We start from the raw sequence: 14130 nt of genomic DNA, 5'->3' as shown, positions 1-14130 counted from the left end.
CCAGACGCCATGAACTACCAACCGCGCCCCGACGACATCCGCTTCCTGCTCGACCGCGTGCTCGAGGCCGTGCCGCGCCTGCGCCGGCTGCCTGCCTTCGCCGAGATCGACCAGGACCTGCAGGCGCAGGTGCTCGAGGAGGCCGGCAAGTTCATGGCCGAGGTGATCGCGCCCTGCAACCGCGACGGCGACGAGATCGGCTGCCGCTTCGACGCCGGCGCGGTGACCACGCCGCCGGGCTTTCGCGACGCCTATCGCGCCTTCGTCGACGCGGGCTGGCCGGCGCTGCTGGCGGCGCCGGAGGACGGCGGCCAGGGCCTGCCCGAGCTGTTCGGCGCGGTGCTGTTCGAATGGCTCAACGCCGCCAACCACGGCTTCGCGATGGCGCCGGTGCTGCTGCACGGCGCCTATGAATGCCTGAAGCACCACGGCAGCGACGACCTGAAGCAGCGCTACCTGCCGAAGATCGCGAGCGGCGAGTGGCTGGCCACCATGTGCCTCACCGAGGCCCATGCCGGCAGCGACCTCGGCCAGGTGCGCACGCGCGCGCTGCAGCAGGCCGACGGCAGCCTTCGCGTCACTGGCGCCAAGATCTTCATCTCGGGCGGCGAGCACGACCTCAGCGACAACATCGTCCATCTGGTGCTGTGCCGGCTGCCCGACGCACCGGCCGGCCCCAAGGGCCTGTCGCTCGCGCTCGTGCCCAAGTTCCTGCCCGATGGCGCGCGCAACGCGGTGCATTGCGACCGCATCGAGCACAAGATGGGCCTGCACGGCAGCCCGACCTGCGCGATGCGCTTCGACGACGCCACCGGCTGGCTGATCGGCGAGCCCAATCGTGGCCTGGCCGCGATGTTCGTGATGATGAACGCGGCGCGCCTGCACACCGCACTGCAGGGCATCGGCCTGCTCGACGCCGCCTGGCAGAAGGCCGACGCCTATGCACGCGAGCGGCGCCAGATGCGCGCGCCCGGCCCGGTGCCGGCCAGCCGCGGCGCCGAGGCGGCCGACCTGGTGGCCGAGCATCCCGCCATCCGCCGCATCCTCGACACCCAGCGCGCCTGGATCGACGGCGCCCGCCTGATCGCCTACCGCAGCGCGGTGCAGCTCGACGTCGCCCGCCACGACGCCGATCCGAAGCAGCGCGAACGCGCGCAGCGCTGGTGCGCGCTGGTCACGCCGGTGCTCAAGGCCGCCTGCAGCCACCAGGCCTTCCATGGCGCGAGCGAATGCCTGCAGGTCTTCGGCGGCCATGGCTACGTGCGCGAATGGGGCATCGAGCAGGTGCTGCGCGATTCGCGCGTGAGCATGATCTACGAGGGCACCAACGAGATCCAGGCCATCGACCTGCTCGTGCGCAAGGTGCTCGCGGATGGCGGCACCGGCATGTCGGCGCTGCTGGTCGAGCTGCGCGACGAACTGGACGCCGCGCGCGACATCGACGCCGACGTGCAGCGCCGGCTGGCGCAGCTGCGCTATCTGACCACCACGATCGCCATGGCCGCGCAGGCCGATCCCGTGCTGCCCTACGAGTTGGCCGACGACTACCTGCGCATCGTGATGCTTGCCATGCTGGCCTGGGCATGGGCCCGCATCGAACGCGCGGCCCCACCGGACGACTGCCGCTGGTCGGACCCGGCCGCGGCCTTCCGGCGCTGGGTGCTGCCGGAGTTCGAACTGCGGCTCGGCATCGTCAAGCGTGCCTGCGACGCCGTGGTCGCCCGAGCGGCTGCAGCCTGAACGTCAGCCATCTGCAGGCGCACACGGTTACGCTCGGCGCATGGCCGCTTCCCGCAAGAAAACCACCTCTTCCACCACCGGCGCGGCTGCGGCCCCGCCGCGGCCCGAGCGCCACGACCGCCTCGACACCCGCGTGCTCGAGACCCTGGTCGGCTACAACGCGCGCCGCGCCTGGCTGATCGTGAGCCAGGTGTTCGCCGAACGCATGGCGGCCTATGGCCTCAAGCAGGTCGACTTCTCGGTGCTGTCGCTGATCGCTCACAACCCGGGCGCCACCTCGCGCCAGCTGTGCTCCACGCTCGACATCCTGCCGCCCAATCTCGTGAGCCTGATCGCCACCATGGACAGCCGCGGCCTGATCGAGCGTCGCCCGCATCCGCACGACGGCCGTGCCATCGGCCTGCACCTCACGCCAGCCGGCGAGGCGCTGGTGCGCGAGGCCGAGCAGACCGTGGTGCAGCTCGAGACCGACGCCAGCGCCCGGCTCACGCCGCGCGAGCGCGAGACGCTGATCCGGCTGCTGCAGAAGATGTACCTGTAGCGGGGTTCGGCGCCGCGGCACTCAGGCCAGGAAGCCGTCCCAGCACAGCTTGAGTCCCGTGAGCAGCATGCCGAGGTAGACGAAGCGGTAGAACCAGGTGGGCTCGATGGTGCGTGCCACGCGAATGCCGACCCAGACGCCGAGCGGCGCGAACGGCAGCAGCACCAGCGAGGTCGCCATGTTGCGCCAGTCGAGCAGGCCGAGCCAGGCATAGGGCACCCACTTGCTCAGATTCACGACGAAGAAGAAATAGGCCATGGTGGCGGTGAAGACCACCGGGCTGAGGCGCAGCGGTATCAGGTAGGCATTGACCGGCGGCCCGCCCGCATGCGCGATGAAGCTCGTGAAGCCGCCGATGGTGGTCAGCACCGCGCCGCCCACCTTCGAGGGCATCGGATCATCGGGGCGCGGCGGGAACAGCAGGCGCTGCGCAAGGAAGATCAGCGTGAAGACACCGACGATGCCGGCCACCGTGTGGGCCGCCAGCACCTTGAACAGCAATGCGCCGATCAGGGTGCCGACCAGGCCGCAGGGAATCAGGAACCACAGCAGCGCGCGATCGAAGTCGCGCCGGAAGGCGGCGACGCCGAGCAGGTCCATCAGCAGCAGCACCGGCATGAGGATGGCCGCGGCCTGCGGCACGCTGACCGCGAGCGCCAGCAGCGGCACGGCGAGCGAACCGAAGCCGGCGCCGAAGCCGCTCTTGCTGACGCCGAGCAGGAGCACGGCCGGAATGGCGACCGCATAGAAATGCGGGTCGGTGATGATCGGGAGGTTCAAGGCGATGAGCGGGTCGGCGTGCGGTTGCGGCGCTACATTCTCCACGTTCACACTCTCGCGACATCCGACCCATGCTGATCCTCGATGCCGACCGAACCCGCGCAGCGCTGGACTTCGGCCGCCTGGTGCCCGCCCTGCGCGGGGCCTTCGCGGGCCAGGCCACGGTGCCCGCACGCCACGTCCACACGGTCGGCGCCGGCGAAGAAAAGGGCACGGTGCTGATCATGCCGGCCTGGAGCGACGCCGGCTTCCTGGGCATCAAGACCGTCAACATCTATCCGGCCAACGGCACCCGAGGCCTGCCCGGACTGCACGCGACCTACGTGCTCTACGACGCGCGCACCGGCGTGCCGCTCGCGCAGATCGACGGCAACGAGATCACGGCGCGACGCACGGCGGCCGCGGCCGCACTGGGCGCCGACTTCCTTGCGCGCGAGGACGCCTCGACGCTGCTGGTGCTGGGCACCGGTCGCGTGGCGCAGCTGCTGCCGCAGGCGCATGCGAGCGTGCGGCCGATCCGCAGGCTCCGGGTGTGGAACCACCGCGCCGAGGGCGCGCGCACGCTTGCGGCGCAATGGCGCGCGGCGGGCTGGGAGGCCGAAGCGGTGGACGACCTGGGCGCCGCAGTGAAAGGCGCCGACATCGTCAGCTGCGCCACGCTCGCCAACGCGCCGCTGGTGCGCGGGGAATGGCTGGCCCCGGGCTCGCACCTCGACCTGATCGGCAGCTTCACGCCCGCCATGACCGAGGCCGATCCGGCCTGCTTCGCGAACGCGCGCGTCTTCGTCGATACCGACGAGGCACCTGCCAAGGCCGGCGATCTGCTCGACGCGTTCGCGGCCGGCACGCTCGCCGTCGAGGACATCGAGGCCAACCTCGCGCAACTGTGCCGCGGCGAGCGGCCGGGCCGCCGCACCACCGACGAGCGCACCGTCTTCAAGGCCGTCGGCAGCGCGCTCGAGGACCTGGCAGCGGCCACGCTGGTGTGGCGCAGCGTGGAGGCCTAGACGCGTTCGAGGATGAGCGCGATGCCCTGCCCGACGCCGATGCACATCGTGCACAGCGCGTAGCGGCCGCCGCCCTTGTGCAGCTGGTTGATCGCGGTGGTCGCGAGGCGCGCGCCGCTGGCACCCAGCGGATGGCCCAGCGCGATCGCGCCGCCGTTGATGTTGACGCGTGCGTCGTCGTCTGCGAGGCCGAGCAGGCGCAGCACCGCGAGGCCCTGGGCCGCGAAGGCCTCGTTGAGCTCGATGACGTCGATCTGGTCGAGCCTGAGGCCTGTCTGTGCAAGCACCTTCTGGGTTGCCGGCGCCGGGCCGATGCCCATGATGCGCGGCGCCACGCCCGCAACCGCCATGCCGACCACGCGGGCGCGCGGCGTCAGGCCATGCTTCGCGGCACTGGCTTCGTCGGCCAGCAGCAGTGCGACCGCGCCGTCGTTGACGCCGCTGGCATTGCCCGCCGTGACCGTGCCGTCGGCACGCACGATCGGCTTGAGCCTGGCCAGCGCCTCGAGGCTGGTCTCGCGCGGGTGCTCGTCCTTGTCGACGAGGATCGGGTCGCCCTTCTTCTGCGGCACCGGAACCGGCACGATCTCGGCATCGAAGAAGCCCGACTTCTGCGCCGCCACGGCGCGCTGCTGCGAGGCCAGCGCCATCCTGTCCTGCGCCTCGCGCTCGATCTTGTAGTCGGTCGCCACGTTCTCGGCGGTCTCGGGCATCGAGTCGATGCCGTACTGCGCCTTCATGAGCTTGTTGACGAAGCGCCAGCCGATCGTGGTGTCGTAGACCGCGTTGCTGCGGCTGAACGCGCTCTCGGCCTTCGGCATCACGAAGGGTGCGCGGCTCATGCTCTCGACGCCGCCCGCGATCATCAGGCCCGACTCGCCAGCCTTGATGGCACGCGACGCGGTGCCGATGGCGTCCAGCCCCGAGCCGCACAGGCGGTTGATGGTGCCACCGCCGACCTCGATCGGCAGGCCGGCCAGCAGCGCCGACATGCGCGCGACGTTGCGGTTGTCCTCGCCGGCCTGGTTGGCGCAGCCGTAGAGCACGTCGGTCACGGCCTGCCAGTCGACGCCCTTGTTGCGTTCCATCAGCGCCCTGAGCGGCACGGCGCCGAGGTCGTCGGTGCGCACGCTCGAGAGCGCGCCGCCATAGCGGCCGAAGGGGGTGCGAATCGCGTCGCAGATGAATGCCTGGTTGCTCATGGTTTGTCTTCCTTGGGGTTTCAGGGAGCGATCGGCAGGCCGATCAGGTTTTGGAGTTGCTCGCGGCCGAGGCCGTCGACCGTGTCGATCAGCCTGAGGCCCGAGGGCGAACATTCGAGCGTCGCGAGATCGCTGTAGATGCGCTTCACGCAGCCGACGCCGGTCAGCGGATAGCTGCAGCTGGCGACGACCTTGCTCTCGCCCTTCTTGGTCAGCAGGTCCATCATGACCCAGGTCTGCCGGGCACCGACCGCCAGGTCCATGGCGCCGCCGACCGCGGGGATCGCGCCGGCCTCGCCGGTGCTCCAGTTGGCCAGGTCGCCCGTGGCCGACACCTGGAAGGCGCCGAGCACGCAGATGTCGAGGTGGCCGCCGCGCATCATCGCGAAGCTGTCGGCGTGGTGGAAGAAGGCGCCGCCGGGCAGCAGCGTGACCGGCTGCTTGCCGGCGTTGATGAGGTCGAAGTCCTCGTCGCCCTCGCCTGCGGCCGGGCCCATGCCGAGGATGCCGTTCTCGCTGTGCAGGATCACCTCGCGGCCGGCGGGCAGATGGTTGGCCACCAGCGTCGGCTGGCCGATGCCGAGGTTGACGATCGCGCCGTCGAAGATGTCCCGGGCCACCCGGGCGGCGAGCTGGTCCTTGGTGCGTCGAGTGAAGTCGGACGCGTTCATGCCGCCTTCCTCACGAATCCGCCGCCCGCGGTCGCCACGCGCTCGACGCGGACGATGCTGCGCACGAAGATGCCGGGCGTGACGATGGCCTCGGGGTCGAGCGCGCCGAGCTCGACGATCTCGTGCACCGTGGCGATGGTGCGCCGCGAGGCCATGGCCATCACGGGACCGAAGTTGCGCGCCGCCTTGCGATAGACCAGGTTGCCCCAGCGGTCGCCGCGCTCGGCCTTGATCAACGCGACGTCGCCGTGGATCGGATATTCCAGCACGTAGTGCCTGCCGTCGATCTCGCGCGTCTCGCGGCCCTCTGCCAGCGGCGTGCCGAATCCGGTGGGGCAGAAGAAGGCGCCGATGCCGGCACCGGCGGCGCGGATGCGCTCGGCCAGGTTGCCCTGCGGCACGAGTTCGAGCTCGACCCGGCCGGTGCGGTAGAGGCCGTCGAAGACCTGGCTGTCGGCCTGGCGCGGAAAGCTGCAGATGATCTTGCGCACGCGCCCGGCCTTGAGCAGCGCGGCCAGGCCGGCTTCGCCGTTGCCCGCGTTGTTGTTGACCACCGTGAGCTCGCGTGCGCCCTGGTCGATCAGGCCGTCGATGAGTTCGTTCGGGATGCCGGCGGTGCCGAAGCCGCCGATCAGCACCGTGGCGCCGTCGGCAATGCCGGCCATGGCCTGCGCCACCGAGTCGGCGATCTTGTTGATCATGAGGAGATCCGCTGGTGCGCAAATGCGCGGAATTTGTTCGCAATACGAACTTTTGTTCGTAGAATGAATTCTAGGCAACATCATCCCCCATGGCAACCCATCAGAAACAGGCGCTCGCACCCGAACCGGGCGACAGCTACGTGCAGTCCTTCGCGCGCGGCCTGCAGGTGATCCGCTCGTTCAGCGCCAGCGCGCCGCGCCAGACGCTCAGCGAGGTGGCCGAAGCCACCGGCCTCACCCGCGCGGGTGCCCGCCGCATCCTGCTCACGCTGCAGACCCTGGGCTACGTCGACAACGACGGCAAGCACTTCGCGCTGACGCCGCGCATCCTCGACCTCGGCTTTGCCTACCTGTCGTCGATGCCGATCTGGAACCGCGCCGAGCCCGTGATGGAGGCGCTGGTGCGGCAGGTGCAGGAGTCGTGCTCGGCCGCGGTGCTCGACGCCACCGACATCGTCTACGTGATGCGCGTGCCGACGCAGAAGATCATGCGCATCGGCCTCGGCGTGGGCTCGCGGCTACCGGCCTACTGCACCTCGATGGGCCGGCTGCTGCTGGCCGACCTCGGTGCAGACGAACTCCGCGCGCGGCTCGAGGGCTCGGCGCTCGAAGCCTGCACCAGGCACACGGTGACCGACATCGACGCCCTCGTCGCCAAAGTGGCGCAGGCGCGGCGCCAGGGCTGGTGCCTGGTGAACCAGGAGCTGGAGGAAGGGCTGATCTCGATCGCCGCGCCGATCGTCGACCGCACCGGGCGCACCGTGGCGGCGCTCAACATCAGCGGCCAGGCCAACCGCACCAGCGCCCGGCTGATGCAGGAGAGCATGCTGCCGGCGCTGCTGGCGTCCGCGCAGGAAATCTCGCGCATGCTCTGAAGGGCGCTCGGCGCGCGAGGCTCAGGCCCGTTTGCGCTCCGACTGCCGCTGCAGCTGCGCACGCACGTAGTCCACGTGCTGGCGCAAGGTGTAGACGCGGTCCGTGAAGTCGAGCGGGAATTTCGAGCGGACCACCTCGTCCTCGATCTGATCCAGCCGCATGCGGGCCTGCTGGCGCTCGTGGTCGTCCAGTTCGCGCGAGGCCAGCTCCTGCTCGAGGAACTTGAGCTCGCCGTAACGGCGATAGAGCCGGCTCTGGCGGCGCCACGCGATCATCGCGGGCAGCACGCGCATCAGCGGCACGAGGATCGCTGCGAGCGGCACCAGCAGCAGCAGCAGCCGCTGCGCGTAGTTCGCGATCCAGAAAGGCAGATAAGCCTGGAGGAAGGGGCGGCCGTTCTTGAAGTAGCGCTCGGCTTCGGTCGCCAGGGGAAAGTCGGTGCCCGTCGGGCTCGGGAAATCGCCGGGGCGACTGATGATGCTGGGCTGGTGATGGACCTGCCGCGCGGCCTCCAGCAGCAGGTAGGCCAGCGCCGGATGAATCTCGTCGCGCACCACCAGGTTGGCGGTGGTCGCCAGCAGCTCGATGTCCTTCGGTGGCAGGTCGCGCTGCGGGTCGACCGAGCCGCGCTTGAGCGTCACGGTCTGGAAGAACGGCAGGCGCCGTGCCAGCCCCTGCACGTGATCGAGCGACGCCAGCTGCACGCTGCCATCGGCCAGCAGCTTCTGCACCGCGGGCGCCTGCGGTGCGGCGATCACGATCGCAGCGTCGATCCGGCCTGCGAGCAGCATGTCGGCGGCCGCCATGCCGCCATCGTTGACGACGGTGGTGCCCGGTGGCTTGTCGGGGCCGACGCCGTAGAGCGCGAGCAACTCGGTCGCGACTTGGCTGTTGCCGCTGCCGGGGACTCCGATCGCCACGCGCCTGCCGCCGAGCGGGGCCAGGCCCTTCGACAGGTCGAGCCCGCGGCTGAAGATCCAGACCGGCTCGTAGGCCACGGTCGCCAGCGAGCGCAGCGGCGTGGCGTCGGGCGAGGCGTCGGGCTGCTGCGCCAGCAGGCCGGTGCCGCCCTGCACGAACCCGACCGCGACCTCGCCGTCGTCGAGCCGCTGCAGGTTCTCCACGCCACCGCTCGAAGGCCGCAAGTCGAGCCGGATGCCGTTGGCCCGCAGGACCTCCTGATAGCGCTGGCCGAAGCGGTGGTAGGCGCCGTCGACGGTGCCCGTGCTCATCACGAGCGAGCGCGGCGGCGCCGGGCTCACGTAGCGCACCACGAGCCAGATGGCGGCCGTGAGGACGGCGATGCCCAGAAGCCAGACGAACAGCCGCCGGCCGGTCGGCAGGGTGGGCATGGTCGGCTTCTTCATGGTCCGGACCGCGCGTGTCGCTCAGCCCGGCTTGCGCGCGGTGTACTCGGAGAAGATGCCGAGCTCGGTGTGCCGCTGCACGTCCTCGAAGCCCGCCTCGCGCAGCGCCTCGAGCACCGATGCCGGCGCGATGCAGGCCTCGATCGTGTCCCAGTAGTAGCGCCACAGCTCGGCGGTGTCGTGGCCGCGCGCGACCACCTTGGCGATCAGCGGCACCACGCCGCGCATGTAGCCCTTGAGCACCGCGGTGCCGACACGGCCCTCGGGCTTCGTGATCTCGAGGACCACCAGGCGACCGCCCGGTCGCAGCACGCGATGAAACTCGGCAAAGGCCGCGTGCACGTCGGCGATGTGGCGCAGCGCATAGCCCATGCTCAGGAAGTCGCTGCTGGCATCCGCCCGCGGCAGCGCCTCGGCGCGCCCGCGCACCAGTTCGACGCCGGGCAGCGCGACCTGCCCCATCATTCCGGGGCTCGGATCGACGCCCACCAGGCGGCCGGCCGCACCGATCAGCGTCAGCGCCTCGCGCGCCACCAGGCCGGTGCCGATGCCGACGTCGAGCACCTCGGCGCCCGGCTGCAGGCCGGCCCGCTGCAGCGCGGAGCGCCGATACCAGGGGCCGGAGCCGAGCGCCAGCACGCGCTCGATGCGGTCGTAGTCGGGCGCGGTGTCGTCGAAGATGCGCCGAAGGTAGCGCTGGTGCTCTTCCTCGTCGCCGTAGTAGTCGGCGAGCGGCGCGTGGGGCGGAAGGATCGCGGGCGTCGGTTCTTGCATCGGGGGATTATGGACACGCCGCGCAAGCGCCCGGACGCCGGTGCTAATCTCGACCGATGTTCAATCCCTCCCAAGAGGAAGTACGTCGTTTCTTCTGCGACGTCTTCGCCAAGAGCCGCCGCGGCGCGCCGATGGAAGCGCTCGAGATCATCGCCAGCCGCTGGATCGACGAGCATCCCGAATACCACGCCGACCTGGCCGATGCCGATGCTGCAGTGGCCCGCGTCTACGACGGCAAGGACGGGCGCGAGAACCCCTTCCTTCACCTGTCGATGCATCTGTCGATCAGCGAGCAATGCTCGATCGACCAGCCTCGCGGCATCCGGCAGGCGGTCGAACTGCTGGCGGCGCGCCGCGATTCGCTGCTCGACGCCCACCACGAGGCCATGGAATGCCTGGGCCAGATGATGTGGGAGAGCCAGCGCGCGGGCCGACCACCCGACGGCGATGCATACATCGCCTGCGTCCAGCGCCGCGCGACGCGGGATTGAAAAAGCCCGCTGCGAGCGGGCTTTCAAAGAGAGTTCCGGGCGACTCAGTCGGCGCGATGAAAGCGCGACTCGGGCACCGTCTTGAGCTCGCCGGGCAGCGAGGCGATGTACGAGGAGAGCTCCTTGAGCTCGGCGTTGGTGAACTTCTTGGCCTGGCCGCTCATCACGCCGTTGGAACGGCCGATCTGCGCGTGGGGCTGTGCCTTGTACGACTTGAGCGCGACGAAGAGGTAGTCGGCGTACTGGCCCGCGAGCTTGGGCACGGTGCCGTCGTTGGGCGTGTTGAAGTTGGCGCCGTGGCACTTGGTGCAGGCGTTGTCCTTGTCACGCGCGATCAGGGCCTGAACCGTGGCGCTGGCTGCCTTGGGCGTGGCCGGCGGCGCGTCGCCTTCCTTCAGGCCGAGCGTGCTGTAGTAGGCCGCGAGATCGGCGATGTCCTGTTCGCTGAGCGTGTCGGCGATCGCGCGCATCGTGGGGTGGCGCCGCTCGCCGCCCTTGTACTGCGTGAGCGCGGAGGCGATGTAGGTGGCGCTCTGGCCCGCGATCATGGGCACCTTGTGGACCTCGGGAAAGCTCGCCTGGTAGCCGATGATGCCGTGGCAGCCCACGCACATCGCGATCTTCTTCGCGCCCGCTTCAGCATTGCCGGTGATCTTCTGGGCCTGCGCCGAGAACGTCACGCAGGCGACAGCGAGGGCAAACATCGTGGTCAACAACTTGTTCATTTTGCGCGCACAATCTCGTGGAGCTACTTGTTTCAAATCAACATTTGATTATATGGGGGCTCTTTGAGCACCCCGCCAGCGAACGATCGATGTTGTGTTCTTTCAACCACCCTCCGCTTCTCGACCATCCATGAAATTCAAGGGTTCAGACAACTACGTCGCCACTCAGGACCTGATGCTCGCGGTCAATGCCGCCATCACGCTCAAGCGCCCGCTGCTGGTCAAGGGCGAGCCCGGCACCGGCAAGACCATGCTGGCCGAGGAAGTGGCCCAGGCGCTCGGCCTGCCGCTGCTCCAGTGGCACATCAAGTCGACCACCAAGGCGCAGCAGGGCCTCTACGAATACGATGCCGTGAGCCGGCTGCGCGATTCGCAGCTCAAGGACCTCGACGGCGGCGAGCGCGTCAGCGACATCCACAACTACATCGTGAAGGGCGTGCTGTGGCAGGCCTTCACGGCCGACCAGCCGGTGGCGTTGCTGATCGACGAGATCGACAAGGCGGACATCGAATTCCCGAACGACCTGCTGCGCGAGATCGACCGCATGGAGTTCTATTGCTACGAGACCCGCGAGCTCATCCGCGCCAAGCACCGGCCGGTGGTGTTCATCACCTCGAACAACGAGAAGGAACTGCCCGACGCCTTCCTGCGCCGCTGCTTCTTCCACTACATCAAGTTCCCCGATGCCGAGACGATGAAGAGCATCGTCGCGGTGCACTTCCCGGGCCTCAAGCAGGAACTGCTGACGGCCGCGATGAAGACCTTCTACGACGTGCGCAACCTGCCCGGCCTGAAGAAGAAGCCTTCCACCTCCGAGCTGCTCGACTGGCTCAAGCTGCTGGTGGCCGAGGACATCCCGCTCGAGGCGCTGCAGAGCAAGGACGACAAGGTCGCGGTGCCCCCGCTGGTCGGCGCACTGCTCAAGAACGAACAGGACGTGACCCTGTTCGAGAAGCTCGTCTTCATGCAGCGCAACAACCGATGAGCGCCGCGCTGGGCCGCCCAGAGCAAGCTCGCACCCCCTCGGGGGGCAGCGAGGACACGAAGTGCCGAGCGTGGGGGTGCCGATGAGCGCCGCGCTGGGCCGCCCCGAGCAAGCTCGCGCCCCCTCGGGGGGCATCGAGGACACGAAGTGCCGAGCGTGGGGGTACCGATGAGCAACGGTCGGCATCCGACTTCGCAGCTGCTGCTGCTGGGCGTGGCGCAGGCCGTGCTGTTCGTGGCCGGCGCGCTGCTGGGCCGCTGGGTCGGCCTGCAGCTCGGGCTCGACGCCTTCGGCCCCGGCGGCTACGACAACAAGGCCATCTTCGGCATCCTGCTGATCGGCCTCGGCGGTGGCGGCGGCGTCCAGATCGCGCGCGCCTGGTACACGCGCAAGTACGGTCCCCCGGGGAGCTGAGCATGGCATTCGTCGAGCCCGTCACGCTGCGGTCGCGCGGCATCGCACTGGTGCCGCTGTCGCTGGCGCACGAGGAAGGCCTGCGCGCCGCGGCGGCCGACGGCGAACTCTGGAACATCCGCGTCACCTCGGTGCCCGAGCCCAAGGACACCCGCGGCTACATCGAATCCGCGCTGCAGATGCGCGAGGATGGCAACCGCTTCGCCTTCGCCGTCACCGACGAGGCCAGCGGCACCGTGCTCGGCAGCACCAGCTTCCACGACATCCTGCCCGCTGTGAAGCGGGTCGAGATCGGCTACACCTGGTATGCCAGGCGTTGCCAGCGCACCCACGTCAACACCACCTGCAAGCTGCTGATGCTCACGCATGCCTTCGATGCGCTCGGCTGCCATGTGGTGGGCTGGCGCACCGACAACTTCAACCATGCGTCGCAGCAGGCGATCGAGCGGCTCGGGGCCAGGAAGGACGGCGTGATCCGCGGCCACGCGCTGCGGCGCGACGGCACCATCCGCGACACCGTGATGTACAGCCTGCGCGCGGGCGAATGGCCAGAGGTCAGGGCGCAGCTGAACTACCTGCTTGACAAGCCCCGCCCGGCCTCGTCGAACGCATCTTCGCCCAGGGAGTGATTCGCCATGCTGATCGACTTCTTCTACACGCTGCGCTCGGCCAAGCTGCCGGTTTCGGTCAAGGAATACCTGACGCTGCTCGAGGCCCTGCAGGCCGACGTGGTGGGCCCGAACTCCGACGGCGCCTACGGCCTCGACGACTTCTACTACCTCTCGCGCACCGCGCTCGTCAAGGACGAGAAGCACTACGACAAGTTCGACCGCGCCTTCGCCGCCTACTTCAAGGGCGTCGAGATGCTGGCCGACTTCACCAAGGAAGTACCGCTCGACTGGCTGCGCAAGACGCTCGAGCGCGAGTTCACGGCCGAGGAGAAGGCCAAGATCGAGAAGATGGGCTGGGACGAGCTCATGGAGACGCTCAAGAAGCGCTTCGAGGAACAGAAGGAGCGCCACGAAGGCGGCAGCAAGTGGATCGGCACCGGCGGCACCTCGCCCTTCGGCCACGGCGGCTACAACCCGCAGGGCGTGCGCATCGGCGGCGCCGGCAAGAACAAGAGCGCGGTCAAGGTCTGGGACCAGCGCGCCTACAAGGACTACGACGACAGCCAGGAACTCGGCACCCGCAACATCAAGATCGCGTTGCGGCGCCTGCGCAAGTTCGCGCGCGAGGGCCACGAGGAAGAGCTCGACCTCGACGACACGATCCATTCGACCGCGGCCAACGCGGGCTACCTCGACATCAAGATGCGGCCCGAGCGCCACAACAACGTCAAGGTGCTGCTGCTGATGGACGTCGGCGGCACGATGGACGAACACATCCAGCGCGTGGAAGAGCTGTTCTCGGCGGTCAAGACCGAATTCAAGCACCTCGAGTTCTACTACTTCCACAACTGCGTGTACGACTTCATGTGGAAGAACAACCGGCGCCGCTTCTCCGAGAAGTTCGCGACCTGGGACATCATTCGCAAGTACAACAAGGACTACAAGCTGATCTTCGTGGGCGATGCCACCATGAGTCCCTACGAGATCCTGCAGCCCGGCGGCAGCGTCGAATACAACAACGAGGAAGCCGGTGCCGAATGGATGCAGCGCCTGACGCACGCCTTCCCGAAATTCGCCTGGATCAATCCCGAGCCGCAGGGCGTGTGGCAGTACCGCCAGAGCATCGCCGTGATGCAGCAGCTGGTGTCGCATCGCATGTATCCGCTGACCCTGCGCGGCCTCGAGGACGCCATGCGCCTGCTCTCCAAGTAGCGCCCCGGTCCGCTGCCCCGCGCGGCGGCCGGA

Annotated in this window: 16 protein-coding genes; 9 read left to right on the top strand and 7 right to left on the bottom strand. The window is 68.9% G+C overall.

Annotated elements, in window-relative coordinates; all coding sequences use genetic code 11:
* Positions 1-9: 9 nt before the first annotated feature.
* A complete protein-coding gene (locus tag QTH87_RS08045; RefSeq protein ID WP_286608372.1) occupies positions 10-1740 on the top strand; it encodes an acyl-CoA dehydrogenase family protein in 1731 nt (576 codons plus the stop codon).
* 40 nt (positions 1741-1780) lie between these two features.
* Complete coding sequence (locus tag QTH87_RS08040) at positions 1781-2281, top strand: MarR family winged helix-turn-helix transcriptional regulator (RefSeq protein WP_286608370.1); 501 nt, start codon at positions 1781-1783, stop codon at positions 2279-2281.
* Positions 2282-2302: 21 nt separating this feature from the next.
* Here QTH87_RS08040 and QTH87_RS08035 read toward each other — a convergent pair whose 3' ends face one another.
* Positions 2303-3061, bottom strand: a complete 759-nt coding sequence (locus QTH87_RS08035; RefSeq protein ID WP_286608368.1) for a sulfite exporter TauE/SafE family protein — start codon at positions 3059-3061, stop codon at positions 2303-2305.
* Between the two features lie 71 nt (positions 3062-3132).
* Between QTH87_RS08035 and lhpI the strand changes: the two genes are divergently transcribed.
* A complete protein-coding gene (gene lhpI, locus QTH87_RS08030) occupies positions 3133-4068 on the top strand; it encodes a bifunctional Delta(1)-pyrroline-2-carboxylate/Delta(1)-piperideine-2-carboxylate reductase (protein ID WP_286608367.1) in 936 nt (311 codons plus the stop codon).
* On the opposite strand, the gene pcaF is transcribed toward lhpI, so the two are convergent.
* From pcaF to QTH87_RS08015, 3 genes are read right to left on the bottom strand one after another with little or no spacing between them, the layout of a single operon-like run.
* Positions 4065-5270, bottom strand: a complete 1206-nt coding sequence (gene pcaF, locus QTH87_RS08025) for a 3-oxoadipyl-CoA thiolase (protein WP_286608365.1) — start codon at positions 5268-5270, stop codon at positions 4065-4067. The two genes, lhpI and pcaF, sit on opposite strands and share 4 nt — an antisense overlap.
* 20 nt (positions 5271-5290) lie before the next feature.
* Positions 5291-5941, bottom strand: coding sequence for a 3-oxoacid CoA-transferase subunit B (locus QTH87_RS08020; RefSeq protein WP_286608364.1), 651 nt, complete (start codon positions 5939-5941; stop codon positions 5291-5293).
* Positions 5938-6642, bottom strand: coding sequence for a 3-oxoacid CoA-transferase subunit A (locus QTH87_RS08015; protein ID WP_286608362.1), 705 nt, complete (start codon positions 6640-6642; stop codon positions 5938-5940). The genes QTH87_RS08020 and QTH87_RS08015 overlap by 4 nt, the downstream gene beginning before the upstream one ends.
* Before the next feature lie 89 nt (positions 6643-6731).
* Between QTH87_RS08015 and QTH87_RS08010 the strand changes: the two genes are divergently transcribed.
* A complete protein-coding gene (locus QTH87_RS08010; RefSeq protein WP_286608360.1) occupies positions 6732-7517 on the top strand; it encodes an IclR family transcriptional regulator domain-containing protein in 786 nt (261 codons plus the stop codon).
* A 21-nt stretch (positions 7518-7538) separates the two neighbouring features.
* Here the strand turns inward: QTH87_RS08010 and QTH87_RS08005 are convergent, their stop codons facing one another.
* Both QTH87_RS08005 and QTH87_RS08000 read right to left on the bottom strand, forming a co-directional pair.
* On the bottom strand, positions 7539-8870 hold the full coding sequence (locus QTH87_RS08005) for a TAXI family TRAP transporter solute-binding subunit (RefSeq protein WP_286608358.1): 1332 nt from the start codon (positions 8868-8870) through the stop codon (positions 7539-7541).
* 36 nt (positions 8871-8906) lie between these two features.
* Positions 8907-9659, bottom strand: coding sequence for a class I SAM-dependent methyltransferase (locus QTH87_RS08000; RefSeq protein ID WP_286608357.1), 753 nt, complete (start codon positions 9657-9659; stop codon positions 8907-8909).
* Positions 9660-9715: 56 nt separating this feature from the next.
* Here QTH87_RS08000 and QTH87_RS07995 point away from each other — a divergent pair, with 56 nt between their 5' ends.
* Entirely contained in the window at positions 9716-10150 is a 435-nt protein-coding gene (locus tag QTH87_RS07995) for a DUF1841 family protein (RefSeq protein WP_286608355.1), read from the top strand.
* Positions 10151-10194: 44 nt separating this feature from the next.
* On the opposite strand, the gene QTH87_RS07990 is transcribed toward QTH87_RS07995, so the two are convergent.
* Positions 10195-10875, bottom strand: a complete 681-nt coding sequence (locus QTH87_RS07990; protein ID WP_286608353.1) for a c-type cytochrome — start codon at positions 10873-10875, stop codon at positions 10195-10197.
* 130 nt (positions 10876-11005) lie between these two features.
* On the opposite strand from QTH87_RS07990, the gene QTH87_RS07985 reads away from it, so the two are divergent.
* From QTH87_RS07985 to QTH87_RS07970, 4 genes are all read left to right on the top strand, one after another.
* Positions 11006-11860 (top strand): AAA family ATPase, encoded by an 855-nt coding sequence (locus tag QTH87_RS07985; RefSeq protein WP_286608351.1) that lies wholly within the window; start codon positions 11006-11008, stop codon positions 11858-11860.
* Positions 11861-12028: 168 nt separating this feature from the next.
* Positions 12029-12274 (top strand): hypothetical protein, encoded by a 246-nt coding sequence (locus QTH87_RS07980; RefSeq protein ID WP_286608349.1) that lies wholly within the window; start codon positions 12029-12031, stop codon positions 12272-12274.
* A 2-nt stretch (positions 12275-12276) separates the two neighbouring features.
* Positions 12277-12903 (top strand): GNAT family N-acetyltransferase, encoded by a 627-nt coding sequence (locus QTH87_RS07975; RefSeq protein WP_286608347.1) that lies wholly within the window; start codon positions 12277-12279, stop codon positions 12901-12903.
* 6 nt (positions 12904-12909) lie between these two features.
* Positions 12910-14097, top strand: a complete 1188-nt coding sequence (locus QTH87_RS07970; RefSeq protein WP_286608345.1) for a vWA domain-containing protein — start codon at positions 12910-12912, stop codon at positions 14095-14097.
* Positions 14098-14130 lie beyond the last annotated feature (33 nt).

Origin of the sequence: Variovorax jilinensis, from assembly GCF_030316885.1 — a bacterium.
Classification (GTDB): domain Bacteria; phylum Pseudomonadota; class Gammaproteobacteria; order Burkholderiales; family Burkholderiaceae_C; genus Variovorax; species Variovorax jilinensis.
Note: the sequence above shows the minus strand (reverse complement) of the source record. Positions and strands in the feature narration are given on the sequence as shown.

What these genes read in the sequence shown, in the direction of transcription:
- QTH87_RS08045 (WP_286608372.1), top strand. Translation starts at nt 10, where the DNA reads ATGAACTACCAACCGCGCCCCGACGACATCCGCTTCCTGCTCGACCGC.
- QTH87_RS08040 (WP_286608370.1), top strand. Translation starts at nt 1,781, where the DNA reads ATGGCCGCTTCCCGCAAGAAAACCACCTCTTCCACCACCGGCGCGGCT.
- lhpI (WP_286608367.1), top strand. Translation starts at nt 3,133, where the DNA reads ATGCTGATCCTCGATGCCGACCGAACCCGCGCAGCGCTGGACTTCGGC.
- pcaF (WP_286608365.1), bottom strand. Translation starts at nt 5,270, where the DNA reads ATGAGCAACCAGGCATTCATCTGCGACGCGATTCGCACCCCCTTCGGC.
- QTH87_RS08020 (WP_286608364.1), bottom strand. Translation starts at nt 5,941, where the DNA reads ATGAACGCGTCCGACTTCACTCGACGCACCAAGGACCAGCTCGCCGCC.
- QTH87_RS08015 (WP_286608362.1), bottom strand. Translation starts at nt 6,642, where the DNA reads ATGATCAACAAGATCGCCGACTCGGTGGCGCAGGCCATGGCCGGCATT.
- QTH87_RS08010 (WP_286608360.1), top strand. Translation starts at nt 6,732, where the DNA reads ATGGCAACCCATCAGAAACAGGCGCTCGCACCCGAACCGGGCGACAGC.
- QTH87_RS08005 (WP_286608358.1), bottom strand. Translation starts at nt 8,870, where the DNA reads ATGCCCACCCTGCCGACCGGCCGGCGGCTGTTCGTCTGGCTTCTGGGC.
- QTH87_RS08000 (WP_286608357.1), bottom strand. Translation starts at nt 9,659, where the DNA reads ATGCAAGAACCGACGCCCGCGATCCTTCCGCCCCACGCGCCGCTCGCC.
- QTH87_RS07995 (WP_286608355.1), top strand. Translation starts at nt 9,716, where the DNA reads ATGTTCAATCCCTCCCAAGAGGAAGTACGTCGTTTCTTCTGCGACGTC.
- QTH87_RS07990 (WP_286608353.1), bottom strand. Translation starts at nt 10,875, where the DNA reads ATGAACAAGTTGTTGACCACGATGTTTGCCCTCGCTGTCGCCTGCGTG.
- QTH87_RS07985 (WP_286608351.1), top strand. Translation starts at nt 11,006, where the DNA reads ATGAAATTCAAGGGTTCAGACAACTACGTCGCCACTCAGGACCTGATG.
- QTH87_RS07980 (WP_286608349.1), top strand. Translation starts at nt 12,029, where the DNA reads ATGAGCAACGGTCGGCATCCGACTTCGCAGCTGCTGCTGCTGGGCGTG.
- QTH87_RS07975 (WP_286608347.1), top strand. Translation starts at nt 12,277, where the DNA reads ATGGCATTCGTCGAGCCCGTCACGCTGCGGTCGCGCGGCATCGCACTG.
- QTH87_RS07970 (WP_286608345.1), top strand. Translation starts at nt 12,910, where the DNA reads ATGCTGATCGACTTCTTCTACACGCTGCGCTCGGCCAAGCTGCCGGTT.